The 15120-nt window shown below is 65.1% G+C and carries 12 protein-coding genes; 11 read left to right on the top strand and 1 reads right to left on the bottom strand.

Annotation, left to right across the window (positions count from 1 at the left end; all coding sequences use genetic code 11):
• From ribD to R2N03_RS14895, 6 genes are all read left to right on the top strand, one after another.
• Complete coding sequence (ribD, locus tag R2N03_RS14870) at positions 1 to 1113, top strand: bifunctional diaminohydroxyphosphoribosylaminopyrimidine deaminase/5-amino-6-(5-phosphoribosylamino)uracil reductase RibD (protein WP_316658346.1); 1113 nt, start codon at positions 1 to 3, stop codon at positions 1111 to 1113.
• Between the two features lie 6 nt (positions 1114 to 1119).
• Complete coding sequence (locus R2N03_RS14875; RefSeq protein WP_316658347.1) at positions 1120 to 1755, top strand: riboflavin synthase; 636 nt, start codon at positions 1120 to 1122, stop codon at positions 1753 to 1755.
• A gap of 115 nt (positions 1756 to 1870) precedes the next feature.
• Positions 1871 to 3010 (top strand): bifunctional 3,4-dihydroxy-2-butanone-4-phosphate synthase/GTP cyclohydrolase II, encoded by a 1140-nt coding sequence (gene ribBA / locus R2N03_RS14880; protein ID WP_316658348.1) that lies wholly within the window; start codon positions 1871 to 1873, stop codon positions 3008 to 3010.
• Positions 3011 to 3095: 85 nt separating this feature from the next.
• Entirely contained in the window at positions 3096 to 3590 is a 495-nt protein-coding gene (gene ribH, locus R2N03_RS14885; protein WP_316658349.1) for a 6,7-dimethyl-8-ribityllumazine synthase, read from the top strand.
• A gap of 27 nt (positions 3591 to 3617) precedes the next feature.
• The gene (nusB, locus tag R2N03_RS14890) at positions 3618 to 4085 is read left to right on the top strand and encodes a transcription antitermination factor NusB (RefSeq protein ID WP_316658351.1); all 468 of its coding nucleotides are present in this window, start codon (positions 3618 to 3620) and stop codon (positions 4083 to 4085) included.
• Between the two features lie 44 nt (positions 4086 to 4129).
• Positions 4130 to 5314 (top strand): pyridoxal phosphate-dependent aminotransferase, encoded by a 1185-nt coding sequence (locus R2N03_RS14895; RefSeq protein ID WP_316658353.1) that lies wholly within the window; start codon positions 4130 to 4132, stop codon positions 5312 to 5314.
• 91 nt (positions 5315 to 5405) lie between these two features.
• On the opposite strand, the gene R2N03_RS14900 is transcribed toward R2N03_RS14895, so the two are convergent.
• On the bottom strand, positions 5406 to 6608 hold the full coding sequence (locus tag R2N03_RS14900) for a lytic transglycosylase domain-containing protein (protein WP_316658355.1): 1203 nt from the start codon (positions 6606 to 6608) through the stop codon (positions 5406 to 5408).
• Between the two features lie 536 nt (positions 6609 to 7144).
• On the opposite strand from R2N03_RS14900, the gene ubiD reads away from it, so the two are divergent.
• The 5 genes from ubiD to R2N03_RS14925 all read left to right on the top strand — a co-directional run bounded on the left by ubiD (position 7145) and on the right by R2N03_RS14925 (position 15052).
• Positions 7145 to 8656 carry a 4-hydroxy-3-polyprenylbenzoate decarboxylase gene (ubiD, locus tag R2N03_RS14905; protein ID WP_316658357.1) on the top strand — a complete coding sequence of 504 codons (1512 nt, stop codon included), beginning with the start codon at positions 7145 to 7147 and terminating at the stop codon, positions 8654 to 8656.
• A gap of 123 nt (positions 8657 to 8779) precedes the next feature.
• The gene (locus R2N03_RS14910; protein WP_316658358.1) at positions 8780 to 10291 is read left to right on the top strand and encodes an NAD-dependent succinate-semialdehyde dehydrogenase; all 1512 of its coding nucleotides are present in this window, start codon (positions 8780 to 8782) and stop codon (positions 10289 to 10291) included.
• An 80-nt stretch (positions 10292 to 10371) separates the two neighbouring features.
• On the top strand, positions 10372 to 12426 hold the full coding sequence (locus tag R2N03_RS14915) for an acetoacetate--CoA ligase (protein WP_316658359.1): 2055 nt from the start codon (positions 10372 to 10374) through the stop codon (positions 12424 to 12426).
• A gap of 130 nt (positions 12427 to 12556) precedes the next feature.
• Complete coding sequence (locus tag R2N03_RS14920; RefSeq protein ID WP_316658361.1) at positions 12557 to 13264, top strand: hypothetical protein; 708 nt, start codon at positions 12557 to 12559, stop codon at positions 13262 to 13264.
• 264 nt (positions 13265 to 13528) lie between these two features.
• The gene (locus R2N03_RS14925; protein WP_316658363.1) at positions 13529 to 15052 is read left to right on the top strand and encodes a GGDEF domain-containing protein; all 1524 of its coding nucleotides are present in this window, start codon (positions 13529 to 13531) and stop codon (positions 15050 to 15052) included.
• Positions 15053 to 15120 lie beyond the last annotated feature (68 nt).

Below are 15120 nucleotides of genomic sequence, written 5' to 3' on the forward strand. Positions count from 1 at the left end.
ATGTTTTCCGATTTCGACCACGCCATGATGCAGCGCGCCCTGGCGCTGGCCGAGAAGGGCCTCTTCACCACCACGCCCAACCCTCGCGTAGGCTGCGTGATCGTGCGCGATGACACGGTCATCGGCGAGGGCTACACACAGCCGGCCGGCCAGGACCACGCTGAAATCCAAGCCATTAAGGATGCCCAGTCGCGCGGCCAGGACGTGCGCGGCGCCACCGCGTATGTGACGCTGGAGCCCTGCAGCCACTTCGGCCGCACTCCTCCCTGTGCGGATCGCCTGGTCGAAGCCGGCATTGGCCGCGTGGTGGCGGCGATGGAAGATCCCAATCCCTCGGTTTCCGGACGCGGCCTGCAGAAGCTGCGCGATGCCGGTATCGACGTGCGCTGCGGCCTGCTGGAGCGCGAGGCGCGCGAACTGAACATCGGCTTCGTCTCACGCATGACGCGGGGCACGCCTTGGGTGCGCGTGAAGGTCGGCGCGTCGCTGGACGGCCGCACCGCGCTGGACAACGGCATCAGCCAGTGGATTACCGAAACCGAAGCGCGCAACGATGGCCACCGCTGGCGCGCACGCGCCTGCGCCATCCTGACCGGCATCGGTACGGTACGAGAAGACAACCCGCGCCTGACCGTGCGCGCCCTCACCACGCCGCGCCAACCCCGGCGCGTGCTGGTGGATTCCTCACTGGACGTGCCGCTCGACGCCCACATCCTTACCACCGACGGCCACCACGAGCCGACACTGATCTTTGCCGCGCAGCCCGAGGCTGGACGCATGCGCGCGTTGGCTGAACGGGGCGCCGAGGTCATTCTCCTGCCCAACGCAGCCGGCAAGGTCGACTTGCCCGCCATGTTGCGTGAACTCGGCCGCCGCGAGATCAACGAGCTGCACGTCGAGGCAGGCTTCAAGCTCAACGGCTCCTTGCTGCGCGAGGGCCTGGTCGATGAGATCCTCGTCTATCTGGCGCCGAAGGTACTCGGTTCGGGCCAAGGCATGTTCAACATGGGGCCGCTGCAGACACTGGAAGGCGCGGCCGAATTCTTCTTTCACGACATCTCGCGTGTCGGGGGCGACCTTCGCATCCTGGCGCGCCGCAACCCGACGGATTGATTGCATATGTTCACCGGAATCGTCGCCGCCATCGGCCGCATTGAAACCGTCACGCCGCTGGGCGACCACGCCAACGCGGGCGTACGCCTGTCCATCGACGCCGGCGGCCTGCCGCTGGCCGATGTCACCCTGGGCGATTCCATTGCGATCCAGGGCGCCTGCATGACGGTCGTGTCCAAGACAGATACAGGTTTTGATGTCGACGTCTCCCGAGAATCGCTGTCGAAAACGGTTGGTCTGGAGCGCCCTGGAGAAGTCAACCTTGAGAAAGCGCTGCGCCTGGCCGACCACATCGGCGGACATCTCGTGTCGGGCCATGTGGACGGTCTTGGCACCGTGACCCACTTCGCGCCCGTGGGCGAATCGCACGAGCTGCGGGTGCGCGCGTCTGCGGATCTGGGCAAATATCTCGCCTACAAGGGTTCGGTGGTAGTCAACGGCGTGTCGCTCACCGTCAACAGCGTGCGCGACAATGCCGAGGGCTGCGAGTTCTCGATCAACCTGATCCCGCACACGGTGGCTGTGACGACGCTCAAGCACCTGAAGGCGGGCAGCCAGGTCAACCTGGAAATCGACCTGATCGCCCGCTACGTCGAGCGCATGCTCAGCCACACCACGCTCGCTCAGCGCGCTGTCGCTTGAAAGCAGGCCGGGGCATCGCTCCGGCCGCCTTGGCGTACAATAGCGGGCTTCCCATTTATGCAGTCGCACGACCCCGAAACGGGGTGGGTTCGCGACGCGCACTCCCTCACACGCCATGTCGATCGCCACAGTCGAAGAAATCATTGCCGAAATCCGCGCCGGCCGGATGGTCATCCTGGTCGACGAGGAAGACCGTGAGAACGAGGGCGACCTGATCCTGGCGAGCGATTTCGTCACGCCGGAAGCCATCAACTTCATGGTCACGCACGCGCGCGGCCTGGTGTGCCTGACGCTCACCGAAGAGCACTGCGACCAGCTCGACCTGCCCATGATGGCCAGCCGCAACGGTACGCAGTTCGGCACCAATTTCACCGTGTCCATCGAAGCGGCCGAGGGCGTGACCACCGGCATCTCCGCCGCCGACCGCGCACGCACCATTCAGGTGGCCGCCGCCAGGAACGCCAAACCGTCTGACCTGGTGAATCCGGGCCACATCTTCCCGCTGCGTGCCCAAAAGGGCGGCGTGTTGATGCGCGCGGGGCACACCGAAGCTGGTTGCGACCTGACCACCTTGGCGGGCCTGACACCCGCCGCCGTGATCTGCGAGATCCTGAAAGACGACGGCACCATGGCCCGCTTGCCGGATCTCGTGGAGTTCGCCAAGAAGCACGGCCTGAAGATCGGCACGATTGCCGACCTGATCCAGTACCGCAGCCGCACCGAGAGCATTGTCGAGCGCGTCGGCGAGCGCACGATGGAAACGCAATTCGGCACGTTCCACGCCGTCGCCTTCCGCGACCGCGCCGCTGGTCGCGCGCATCTGGCGCTGGTAAAGGGCACGCCGACGCCAGGCACCGAGACGCTGGTGCGCGTGCATGAGCCGCTGTCTGTCCTGGACTTGCTCGAATGCCAGCGCACGACGCACTCTTGGAGCGTCCCGGCCGCCCTGCGCGCCGTGCAAGCCGCACCGACGGGCGTGGTCGTGCTGCTCAACTGTGGAGACTCGCCGGATCGCCTGTTCGCGCAATTCAGCGCGCTGGACGCGCCCCACGAACGCCCCCGCACGAAACCCGATCCGCGCATCTACGGTATCGGCGCGCAGATCCTCAAAGAGGTGGGCGTCGGCAAGATGCGTGTGCTCGCCTCGCCCCTCAAGCTGCCGAGCATGACCGGCTACGATCTGGAAGTGACCGCTTACCAGTCGATGGCGGATGCGCCGAACATCACCTCAGCGGCTTCGTCGACTACGCATTGAGTTCCAGCGGCGGCCCCTGGGCTGCCGCACTGAATATTCTTCTTCTGACGCGTTGCCTGCCTGGCGACCCCAACCGGAATACACCATGGACCACGGTTTCTACCCGAGCAATCTGAACGGCGAAGGCCTTCGCATCGGCATTGTGCAGGCTCGCTTCAACGAGCCCGTATGCGAAGCGCTGCGCGAGGCCTGCGTTGATGAGCTGGAGCAGCTCGGCGTGGCCGGCGAGGACGTGCTGCTGGTGACCGTGCCCGGCGCACTGGAAGCCCCGCTGGCCCTGCAGAAGATGGCCGAATCGGGCCAGTTCGATGCGCTGATCGCGCTGGGCGCCGTGATCCGCGGCGAGACGTATCACTTCGAGCTGGTGTCCAACGAGTCCGGCGCCGGCATCACGCGGGTCGGCCTGGATTTCAATATCGCCATCGCCAACGGCATCCTGACCACCGACACCGATGCGCAAGCGCACGCCCGCACCCGCGAAAAGGGCCGCGACTGCGCCCGTGCCGCCGTTGAAATGGCCAACCTCACTGCCGCGCTCGACGGCCTGCAGGATCACGGCCAAGACGACGAGAACGAATAAGCGCCTGCGTGCGCAAAGGCTTTTCCCATGACGCAAGACAATTCCCAGGCCAAACCCAAGGCGCCCGCCAAGAGTGCGCGCCGCCGTGCGCGCGAACTGGCGCTGCAGGGCCTGTATCAATGGCTGCTCAACCGCAACGATCCCGGTGTGGTCGAGGCGCATCTGCATGACGCCCAAGGCTTCAACAAGGCCGACCGCGCGCACTTTGACGCCCTGCTGCATGGTGCCATTCGCGAAGAAGCCACGCTAACCGAAGCCTTTACGCCCTACCTGGACCGCCCGGTGGCCGAGCTGTCTCCGGTCGAGCGCGCCGCCTTGCTGGTCGGAGCGTACGAACTGGTGCACTGCATCGATATCCCATACAAGGTCGTGATCAACGAGGCCGTGGAACTGGCCAAGACCTTCGGCGGCGTCGAGGGCTACAAGTATGTGAACGGCGTGCTGGACAAGCTGGCCGCCCAGGTGCGCGCTGTCGAGGTTGCCGCCCGCCGGTAACCCTGGCGCTTTGCTCTTCGCTTGACCCTTTGCTTCGCCCCACGATGGACGCCCACCGCCTGCACACAGCCGCTCGACTGGCCAATATCCGCGCTTTTCACGTGATGGAGCTGGCCAAACAGGCCCGTGCGCTGGAGCAGGCCGGACGAAGCATCATCCACATGGGCATCGGCGAGCCCGACTTCACCGCCGCCGAACCGGTCGTGCGAGCCGCAGCCGACGCCATGCGGCGAGGCGTGACCCAATACACCGGTGCGCTGGGTATCCGCCCTCTGCGGGAGGCGATCGCCCGCTACTACCAGACCACCTACGGCCTCGACGTCGCACCTGAGCGCATCATTGTCACGGCTGGCGCATCGGCAGCGCTGTTGCTCGCGTGCGCAGTGCTGGTGGAAATCGGCGGCGAAGTGCTGATGCCCGATCCGAGCTACCCCTGCAACCGTCACTTCGTGGCCGCTTTCGACGGCACCGCGAAGTTGGTGCCTTCCGGGCCGGAAGAGCGCTTCCAGTTGACCGCGGCGCAGGTCGAATCCAACTGGGGCGAGCGCACGCAGGGCGTGCTGCTGGCCTCCCCGTCCAATCCGACGGGCACATCGATCGTGGCCGACGAGCTTCGGCGCATCGTGCAGACGGTGCGCATGCGAGGCGGTTTTACCATCGTCGACGAGATCTACCAGGGATTGTCGTACGACCAGGCGCCGGTCTCCGCGCTGACGTTCGGCGACGACGTCGTCACGATCAATAGCTTCTCGAAGTATTTCAACATGACCGGCTGGCGCCTCGGCTGGCTGGTGGCGCCGGCTGAGCTGGTGCCGGAATTCGAGAAGGTTGCGCAGAGCCTGTTCATCTGCGCCTCGGCTGTCGCGCAGCATGCGGCGCTCGCCTGTTTCGAGCCGGAAGCGCTGGCCATTTATGAAGACCGCAAGGCCGAGTTCCGCCGCCGTCGCGATTACATCGTCCCCGCGATGGAGTCGCTAGGCTTCAAGGTGCCGGTCAAGCCGGACGGCGCATTCTATGTGTACGCGGATTGCCGTGGCGTGAATCATCCGCACGCCAGCGACGCCGACGCGCTCACCCAGTCGATGCTGCATGATGCAGGCGTCGTGCTGGTACCGGGTCTCGATTTTGGTCCGTACACCGCACACCAGTACATCCGCTTGTCCTACGCGACCGCGATGGATCACCTGGAAGAGGCTGTCGCGCGGCTCGGCAAGCTGTTCACCCGCTAGACGCGAAGCCGACAAGGTCAGGGCACAAACAAGAAAGCCGTCCCGAAGGACGGCTTTTCTTATCTTGCGTGCAACGAACCGGGCAAAACCTTCAAGCCTGGCCCTGATGCGCCGCGCCACTCTTGTCATTATCCAGGCGCGCCTCTTCCTGCTGCCCAGTCACCGGCGCTTTGTCTGCCGGCTTGGCGGCTTGCGTCTTTGCATCCGCCTGGGTCACGGGCGCTGCTGCGGCGACCGGCTTGGCCGGCTCCCGTTCGGACGCCATCGTCACGGGCGATTTGTGGCCCGTCGCCACCATGCGCAGGCGTGAACGCTCGGCCAGCACCTTGCCGCCATAGCCACCATCGCCCTGTGTAACGGCCCCGACATACAACTTCAGGCCGCCTTCGATCGAACCCGCACGGGCGATGCAATCCTTCAGCACCAGCGCACCGACCTTGATATTCGCATAGGGGTTGAGCGCCGCTCCCACGCCGCCCATCACCTCGTACTTGTCCTGGTGAACCTTGGTCATCACCTGCATGAGGCCCTGCGCACCCATGCCGCTTTCCGCGAACGGGTTGAAGCTCGACTCGATCGCCATGACGCCAAGGATGAGCAGCGGATCCAGGCCGACTTCCTTGCCGGTCTGATAGGCCGCCTTCACCAGCTGGCCGGTGGCCGTGGCCGCCACGCGATACTTCCGGGCAATGTACTCGGCCACGGCGGCCTGCTCGCGCGGGGTGCCGGCCGTCGCAGACTCGCGCGCATCCCGCACGATCTGCGTGTTAGGAATCTGCGCGGCGAGCTCAGCGACCGACGGAACCTTGGATAGGGTATCCCAGCCCGCCGCTGCAACGGAACCGCCCTGCGCCAGGGCAGGCGCCACGGCCTGTGCCGCGCCCGTGCCAGCCGACGGTCCGGTTGGCGCAAAGGCAACCTGCTCCACGCCACCTGCCACAGCACGTGACGCGTTGGCCGACGCCGCATTGGCGCCAATACCCGGCGCAAAGTTCAGCACACGCTGGGCAACCATGGCACGCCACTCACCGTTGAGCGAGAGGGCGACCGCAGCCACCACAGCCAGCACGCCAATGCTGTTGAGCACGACATGCCCGCTGCGGAAGACCAACAGCACGCCAGGATGCAACTCATTGCGGGACGCCGCGGCGCCCCCTGCGTTCAACTCCATGCGCAGCTTACGAGGCAGCGCAACTTGGCCTGCGCGCGCGAGGCGGCGGCCCACCGGGGCGACGAGCCGGCGTTGCAGCGCCGATCCGATCCCGGAAGAATGAAGGGTTTTCCAACCGTTCATACTTACCTCCGTCCGCTGCGCAGATCCGGTAGACGCCTTTTTTCTGCCTGGCGCCGTACGTTTCGAATCGCAACGGTTTTTAGTAAGGATGCCGCGCTGTTGCAGTCAGCCGGCATCTGTTGGGGGCACTCCCCAAGTGCCCAGAAAAATGCGGGGTGTGTCCTTGGGGAGGCCACATCCCGCAGCGATGCTGAAGTGCTCTGGCGTCGCTCCTCGAATGAAGAGATATGAGCGATGGCATTAGCCGAAAACTTGTTGCGTTGCAACAATTGCCAGATCGGATTGGATTGTAGGAAGCGCGTTATACCAAGTCAATCATAAAGAAATAGTTTTTCATATCTAAAAGTTATTACAAATGCGTGTTGTGGGGGCTGGCTGACCCGCGGTTCGTTCTGTCATCAGGGTGCCGCGAAGTTTTGCCCGTACAATCGCGGCGACCTGGCCTACGCCAAAAAAATACCTGCTGGCCAGTTATTTGGCTGACCCGGGAGGCGCGCGGCTAGCGCCCCACCCTTACCTTTGGTTACAAAATCTCCATGCAATACAGGGACTTACGTGACTTTCTCGCCCAGTTGGAACGCCTGGGCGAGCTTCGCCGCGTGCACCAAGCGGTGTCGCCGCGCCTGGAAATGACCGAAGTCTGCGACCGCCTGCTGCGAGCCGAGGGCCCGGCAGTGGTGTTCGAGCACCCGGCCGATGGCGCACACCGGTACGACATGCCCGTGCTCGCCAACGTGTTCGGTACACCGCGCCGCGTGGCACTCGGCATGGGTGCCGATTCGCTGGACGAATTGCGCGACGTGGGCCGCCTGCTCTCCGCGCTGAAGGAGCCCGAGCCCCCGCGTGGTCTGCGCGAAGCCGGCAAGCTCTGGACGATGGCCAAGGCCGTGTGGGATATGGCGCCGCGCAAGGTGTCATCGCCCGCGTGCCAGGAAGTCGTGTGGGAAGGCGACGATGTCGACCTCGCGCGCATTCCTGTGCAGACGTGCTGGCCGGGTGATGCGGCGCCGCTGGTGACGTGGGGCCTCGTCATCACTCGCGGGCCGCACAAGAAGCGGCAGAACCTGGGCATCTACCGGCAGCAGGTGATCAGCCGCAATCAACTCATCATGCGTTGGCTGGCCCATCGGGGCGGCGCACTGGACTTTCGCGAGCACGCCATCGCCCATCCGGGCAAGCCCTTCCCGATCGCTGTGGCATTGGGAGCCGACCCGGCAACGGTTCTCGGCGCCGTGACGCCGGTGCCGGACACCCTCTCGGAATATCAATTTGCCGGCCTGCTGCGCGGCAGCCGGACCGAACTGGCGGCGTGCCTGACGCCATCGCTCGCTCAGGCGCAACTGCAGGTGCCGGCGAGCGCGGAGATCGTCCTCGAAGGCCACATCCAGCCGGACCCGACGCACCCGAGCGGCTATCAGCACGCTCTCGAAGGCCCGTTTGGGGATCACACCGGTTATTACAACGAGCAGGACTGGTTCCCCGTGTTCACGGTCGAACGCATCACGATGCGCCGCGACCCGATCTATCACTCTACGTATACGGGCAAGCCGCCCGATGAACCCGCCGTACTCGGCGTGGCGCTCAATGAAGTGTTCGTGCCGCTGCTCCAGAAGCAGTTTCCGGAGATCGCCGATTTCTATCTGCCGCCCGAGGGCTGCAGCTACCGCATGGCGCTGGTCAGCATGAAGAAGCAATACGCCGGCCACGCCAAACGCGTGATGTTCGGCGTGTGGAGCTTCCTGCGGCAGTTCATGTATACGAAGTTCATCGTGGTGGTGGACGACGATGTGAATCTGCGCGACTGGAAGGAAGTGATCTGGGCGATCACGACCCGCGTGGACCCGGCGCGCGACACGGTCATGGTCGAGAACACGCCGATCGACTATCTGGACTTTGCGTCGCCCGTGTCCGGCCTCGGCTCCAAGATGGGGATCGACGCCACCAACAAATGGCCGGGCGAAACCACCCGTGAGTGGGGCCAGCCCATCGTCATGGACGCGGCGGTCAAAGCCAAGGTCGACACCATGTGGGACACGCTCTTCCAATAACCACAAGGCCTGGCGGCCCAGTCTGCGAGCGAACGATCGTTCGGTTATTCTTAGCAAGTTAAGCGACTGCTGCATCTAAAAGGCAGGCCTTCCGGTCTGCCTGCTTCCTTTTCGGAGACCGCCATGGCCGAAGCACTCGATTCTTCCCGCACCGCCTCCAACACACTGGAGCGCATCAAAGACCGCACGCTCGTCAAAACGCAGTCCTACGTGGACGGCGCATGGACCGACGCAGCAGACGGCACGACCTTCCCCGTCTACGACCCCGCCACGAATACCCACCTGGCCGATGTGGCGAACCTCGGCCACGCAGAAACGCTGCGCGCCATCGACGCGGCCAATGCGGCGTGGCCGGCGTGGCGCGAGCTGACAGGCAAGGAGCGCGCCGGCCTGATGCGCCGCTGGTTCGACCTGCTGATCGCCAATGCCGACGACCTCGCCGCGCTGATGACCGCCGAACAAGGCAAGCCGCTGGCCGAAGCCAGGGGCGAGATCGTCTATGGCGCGTCGTTCATCGAATGGTTTGCCGAAGAGGCCAAGCGCGTCTCCGGCGACGTGATGGCCAGCACCTGGCGCGACAAGCGCATGGTCGTGCTCAAGCAGCCGGTGGGCGTGTGCGCGTCCATCACGCCGTGGAACTTCCCGCTGGCGATGATCACCCGCAAGGTGGCGCCAGCCATGGCGGCAGGCTGCACCATCGTCATCAAGCCGGCCGAACAGACGCCGCTGTCCGCGCTGGCGATGGCCGAACTGGCGCACCGCGCGGGCATTCCGAAGGGCGTCGTCAACGTCGTGACGGGTGATGCGGATCGCTCGATCGCCATCGGCAAGGCCCTGTGCGAATCGCCGATCGTGCGGCATCTGTCGTTCACGGGCTCGACGCCGGTGGGCCGCATCCTGATGCAGCAGTGCTCGCCGACGGTGAAGAAGGTAGCGCTTGAGCTGGGCGGCCATGCGCCGTTCATCGTGTTCGACGACGCCGACATCGATGCCGCCGTGGAAGGCGCAGTGCAGTCGAAATATCGCAACGCGGGCCAGACCTGCGTGTGTACGAACCGCTTCTACGTGCACGCCTCGGTGTACGACGCGTTTGTCGAGAAGCTCTCGGCCAAGGTGCGCGGCATCAAGGTTGGCAACGGTTTCGAATCTGGCGTGGTGCAAGGCCCGCTGATCGACAACCAGGCCGTGGAGAAAGTGCAGCGCCACATTGAAGACGCGACGCAGAAAGGCGCGCGCCTGACCGCCGGCGGCAAGCTGATGCAGGGCTTCGGCTCGCAGCGTTTCGTCGAGCCCACGGTGCTGGCCGATGCCACGCCCGACATGCTGATCGCGCGCGAAGAAACCTTCGGCCCCGTCTCCGCCATCTTCAAGTTCCAGGACGAGGCGGAAGTCGTACGCCTGGCCAACGACACAGAATTTGGCCTGGCCTCGTACTTCTTCAGCCGCGACATCGGCCGCATCTGGCGCGTGGCCGAGCAGCTCGAATACGGCATGGTCGGCATCAACACGGGGCTGATCTCGAACGAGGTGGCACCGTTTGGCGGCATCAAGCAATCGGGGCTGGGCCGCGAAGGTTCGGTCTACGGCATCGACGAGTACCTCGAACTCAAGTATCTGTGCATGGGCGGCATCTGAACCGTCATCCCCTACCGGCCGACCTGCCACATCGATAGAGCGGGCGGCCTTCCCCCTTGCCTGACCGGCGGAGGAGACACATGAGCACCATCCAGGAAGGCGCCCTGTTGTGGACGCCATCGGCGGATTTCATCGCGCGCTCGCGCCTGACCCACTACCTCGACTGGCTCGCGCGCGAACGCGACCTGCGCTTCTCGGCCACCACGCCCGAGGGCTACGCGCAACTGTGGGAATGGTCCACCACCGAGCTGGAGGCGTTCTGGACGTCCGTCTGGGATTATCTCGACCTGCGCGCCTCGACGCCCTTCACGCGGATGCTGGGCGACCGCACCATGCCCGGCGCGCAATGGCTGGTTGGCGCAAAGCTCAATTACGTCGATCAGGTCATGCGCCATGTGGAGGAAGGCGGCAACCCCGACCGCACCGCCATCCGCTACGCCAGCGAGACCAAGCCGCTGGCCGACCTATCGTGGCGCGAACTGCGCCGCCGGGTTGCCTCGCTGGCCGATGCACTGCGCAAGATGGGCGTGGAGCCGGGCGACCGTGTTGCCGCGTATCTCTCGAATACGCCGGATGCCATCGTCGCGTTTCTCGCCACGGCCAGCGTGGGGGCCGTCTGGTCAGTCTGCGCGCCTGATATGGGCCAGGTGGCCGTCGCGGACCGCTTCCGACAGATCGAGCCCAAGGTGCTGATCGCGGTGGACGGCTATCACTACGGCGGTCGCGCATTCGACCGCACCGACGTGGTCGCGGAGATGGTTGCCGCGCTGCCCTCGGTCGAACACCTCGTCCTCGTGCCGCAGTTGCTGGGCGAGATCAACCGCGCACGCTTCCCGCAGGCCCGTGACTGGCGCGACCTGACGGCCAACGACGTGCCGCTCGTCATCACACCGGTCGCGGCCGACCACCCGCTGTGGATTCTCTATTCGTCCGGCACCACCGGCATGCCCAAGCCCATCGTGCACGGCCACGGCGGCCTGCTGCTGGTGCAGACGATGATGGGCGCGCTGCATCTCGACCTGGGCCCCGACGACGTCTACCACTGGTACAGCAGCACCGGCTGGGTCATGTGGAATTCGCAGGCGAGCGGCCTGCTTGGCGGCGTCACGCTCGCCATCTACGACGGCAATCCCGGCACGCCCGATCTCAATACGCTGTGGCGCTTCGCGCAGGATGCGGGCGTGACGTTCTTTGGCGCCGGGGCGGCGTTCTTCGCCAATTGCCTGAAGGCCGGCATCGAGCCCGGTCGCGATTTCGACCTGTCGAAACTGCGCGCGGTCGGCTCGACCGGTTCGCCGCTCTCAGCCGAGGCGTATGACTGGATCTACCGCCACGTGAAGGCCGATGTCTGGCTCAACCCGATTTCCGGCGGCACCGACTTTGCCGGCTGCTTCGTGGGCGGCGTCGCCACGCTGCCCGTCTATGCGGGCGAGATGCAATGCCGCAACCTCGGTTCGCGCGTGGAAGCGCTCGACGAGGCCGGCCAGCCGCTTATCGACGCAGTGGGCGAACTGGTCTGCACGGCACCCATCCCATCGATGCCGCTCTTCTTCTGGGGCGACACCGATGGCAGCCGCTACCGCGACAGCTACTTCGACATGTACCCGGGCCAGTGGCGTCATGGCGACTGGATCAAGATCACCCCGCGCGGCGGCGCCATCATCTACGGCCGGTCGGACGCCACGATCAACCGCCATGGCATCCGCATGGGCACGGCGGAGCTGTACCGCGTGGTGGAAGACCTGCCCGAAGTGCTCGACAGCCTCGTCGTCGATCTGGAATTTCTCGGCCGGGAATCGTTCATGCCGCTGTTCGTCGTGCTGCGCGAAGGCGCCACGCTCGACGACACACTGCGCGGCACGATCAACGCGCGCATCAAGGCAGGGCTATCGGCCCGGCATGTGCCCAACGTGGTTGTGCAGGCGCCCGGCGTGCCGCGCACGCTCTCGGGCAAGAAAATGGAGGTGCCGATCAAGAAACTGCTGCTTGGCGCACCGGTCGAGCGCATCGCCAACCCGGACGCGATGGCCAATCCGGACGTGCTGGCGTGGTATGTGAACTACGCGCGTACGCTCGCCCCGCAGACGAGCGCATCGCGCGAACCCGCGCCAGCACTGGAATCCTGGCGGAGCTAAACCGATCGATCGACTGCGGCTCCACGGTCTCCACCAATCGTACGATGGCATGGCACAGACAGGCTGACTAACGTACAGCGTGCACCGGCACACAAGATGCCGGGCTTGCTGCTTCATACGGGGAGTCACCATGCTTGCAACGACGAGCGTCCTGATCAAGACGGAGGACGGCCGCGAAGCGTTGGCCGCGCGCCGCCATGACATGCAGGTGCGCCAGCGCCATTTGCTCATCCTCATCGACGGCGCCCGCACGGTCGGGCAATTGCATCAATTGCTCCGCGACTGGCCCGACCTGGACGACTTGCTGGCCGGGCTGCAACGGACCGGCATGGTGGACGTGCTGCCACGAGACGTGCCTGCGGACGCGCCAGCGCCATCGCCCACCGACTCGTTCGACCCCATCTCGCACTTCAACCGACCGTTGTTCGGCGATGACACCGATCAGCGCGCCATGTCGGCCATCTACGACGAATTGCCGCCCTTGGCCGGCATGACGCTCGGGCTGCAGACCGTCGCAGCGCCTGCCGACGTGCCAGCCTCCAACGAGGCGCTGCTGGCGCCGCCGGACCCTTCACCGATCACGCAGGCTCCCGTTGCATCCGAACTGGCCGACGTTCTGCCCAATGTGACCAAGGTCGAGCTGATGCGGTTGGCGCAGCAACACTTCGGCGCTGCCGCTGGGGCAGCCATGCCGTTACTCCGAGCGTGCCGGGAAGATGCCCAATCGCTGAGCGACGTGATTGCCGCCTGCGCCGAGGCGGCCGAACCGGTTGCCGGCGAACGCGCTGCCGCCCGCTTTGTCGACGCGGCCATGCAAGTGATGGCGCATCGCCGCTAGGCATGCAGACGGCTCCGGGCGCGCGGCCCGTGACCCCATTCAGTGAAGCAGGCCGACCGGCTTACACAATGCCCGCTATTGGCATGGGCGCGCGGCTGGTTACAAGCCTGATGCCGCAATGCAGGCCAATGCTTGCCTCGTCACGAAACAAGACGGGCCGTATCGACGCTGCGCTTCGTCAACACCTACCCTTGAACGACTTTGCGGCGCAGCCAGAAGGGCGCAGAATCGCGCTCCACTCCTGCCCGCCACCCTACGTCAGGTATGCCTGAGACCAATCCCTCCGAAACCGCGCGACATGCTCTGCGGCTACTCGCCTCGCGCAAACTCGCGCCGACACCCGACAACTTCGCGGCGATCTACCACGAGATCGCCGGGAGCAAACCCAATGAAAGCGCCCAGGATGCTTTCAACGCCAGCTTCTCTGGAACGCTCGTTCTGGAGCGGCAAGAAGCACGACGGCTCAGCCAATGGATCCACGAGGGCAAGTGGGACAAGCTGTTCGGCGCACTGCGCCAGGCGCAGGACCACGTCAAGCATGCCTGCGCATGCGGCGCTGCCGAAGGCGACACCCATGAAGGTTCCGTGCGGGTGGCGCTCTTGCGCGAACTGCGCGAACAACTCGCGCGCACCATCGAATGCACCTTGCCCGCGCTCGGCGAAGATGACGCCACCATCGGGCCCGCTGCCCGCGCACTGATCGCGGCCTGCCGCTCAGAAACGGAAAGCCTCGCGAGTCTCACCGCCAGGCTGTCGACGTTCAACCATTGGCTGGCTCTCGCCGCAGAAGACCAGCACGAGATCCGTAAATCGCTGCTCGGGCTGCTTCAGCTGGTCTTCGAAAACATCGCCGAACTGTCACTCGACGACCGCTGGCTGCGCGGCCAGATCGACGCCCTGATGAAGGTGAGTGACGGTGCCGTGAGCCTGCGCCGGCTTGAAGACCTGCGCCGGCGGCTCAAAGAGGTGATCCACAAGCAAGGCTCTCTGAAGACGAAGTCGATGGAGGCCCAGGAGGAAATGAAGCGACTCCTGGCCGCCTTCATGGAGCGCCTGTCTGCTGCCGCTGAAATTTCTGGCGAACACCACCGCCAGATGGAAGCCTGCGCGAGGCGGATCGAATCTGCCAAGACACTCTCCGAAATCGCGCCAGCCATCCAGGATGCACTGTCGGCCACGCGTTGGATGTCGCAGGAATCGGCTCGCAATCGCGACGAGCTCTCGGCGATGAAGAAACGGGCAGAAGAAGCGGCCAACGAGGTGGCGACGCTTCGCAAGGCACTCGACATGGCGTCGGCCTCGGCACGGCATGACCTGCTGACGGGCGTGCTCAACCGCAAGGGCCTGGAGGAAGCGTTGGAGCAGGAAGTCGCCCGCGCGGCACGCCAGAGCACCGCGCTGTCCATCGCCTTCCTCGACATCGACAACTTCAAGTCGATCAACGACACGCACGGGCACAGCACCGGCGACGACGCGCTTTCGCACCTCGCCGAGGTTGCACGCGAATCCATGCGGCCTCAAGACACGCTCGCTCGCTTTGGTGGCGAGGAGTTCGTGATCCTGATGCCCGATACGCACCTGCAGGAAGGCGTGCAAACGATCGTCCGGCTGCAACGCGCGCTGACCCAGCGCTTTTTCATGGCGGGCGATACGCGGCTCTTCATTACGTTCTCTGCCGGCGTGGCTGAGCTTGGCAAGGACGAAGCGCCGATGGCCGCGATCCACCGCGCCGATCGCGGCATGTATCGCGCCAAGCGCGCCGGCAAGAACAAGGTGGTCGCGGCGTAAGCGATGCCCACCGCAAATTTGCCGGAAGATACACCGCCCAGCCCAGCGTCAGGCCGCCCGGAGTGTCT

Origin of the sequence: Ralstonia condita, from assembly GCF_958405655.1 — a bacterium.
Taxonomy (GTDB): Bacteria; Pseudomonadota; Gammaproteobacteria; order Burkholderiales; family Burkholderiaceae; genus Ralstonia; species Ralstonia condita.

Excerpts from the sequence above, each read along its gene's own strand:
- R2N03_RS14900 (WP_316658355.1), bottom strand. The coding sequence starts at position 6,608 with ATGAACGGTTGGAAAACCCTTCATTCTTCCGGGATCGGATCGGCGCTG.
- ribH (WP_316658349.1), top strand. The coding sequence starts at position 3,096 with ATGGACCACGGTTTCTACCCGAGCAATCTGAACGGCGAAGGCCTTCGC.
- ubiD (WP_316658357.1), top strand. The coding sequence starts at position 7,145 with ATGCAATACAGGGACTTACGTGACTTTCTCGCCCAGTTGGAACGCCTG.
- R2N03_RS14875 (WP_316658347.1), top strand. The coding sequence starts at position 1,120 with ATGTTCACCGGAATCGTCGCCGCCATCGGCCGCATTGAAACCGTCACG.
- R2N03_RS14925 (WP_316658363.1), top strand. The coding sequence starts at position 13,529 with ATGCCTGAGACCAATCCCTCCGAAACCGCGCGACATGCTCTGCGGCTA.
- R2N03_RS14920 (WP_316658361.1), top strand. The coding sequence starts at position 12,557 with ATGCTTGCAACGACGAGCGTCCTGATCAAGACGGAGGACGGCCGCGAA.
- R2N03_RS14915 (WP_316658359.1), top strand. The coding sequence starts at position 10,372 with ATGAGCACCATCCAGGAAGGCGCCCTGTTGTGGACGCCATCGGCGGAT.
- R2N03_RS14895 (WP_316658353.1), top strand. The coding sequence starts at position 4,130 with ATGGACGCCCACCGCCTGCACACAGCCGCTCGACTGGCCAATATCCGC.
- nusB (WP_316658351.1), top strand. The coding sequence starts at position 3,618 with ATGACGCAAGACAATTCCCAGGCCAAACCCAAGGCGCCCGCCAAGAGT.
- ribD (WP_316658346.1), top strand. The coding sequence starts at position 1 with ATGTTTTCCGATTTCGACCACGCCATGATGCAGCGCGCCCTGGCGCTG.
- ribBA (WP_316658348.1), top strand. The coding sequence starts at position 1,871 with ATGTCGATCGCCACAGTCGAAGAAATCATTGCCGAAATCCGCGCCGGC.
- R2N03_RS14910 (WP_316658358.1), top strand. The coding sequence starts at position 8,780 with ATGGCCGAAGCACTCGATTCTTCCCGCACCGCCTCCAACACACTGGAG.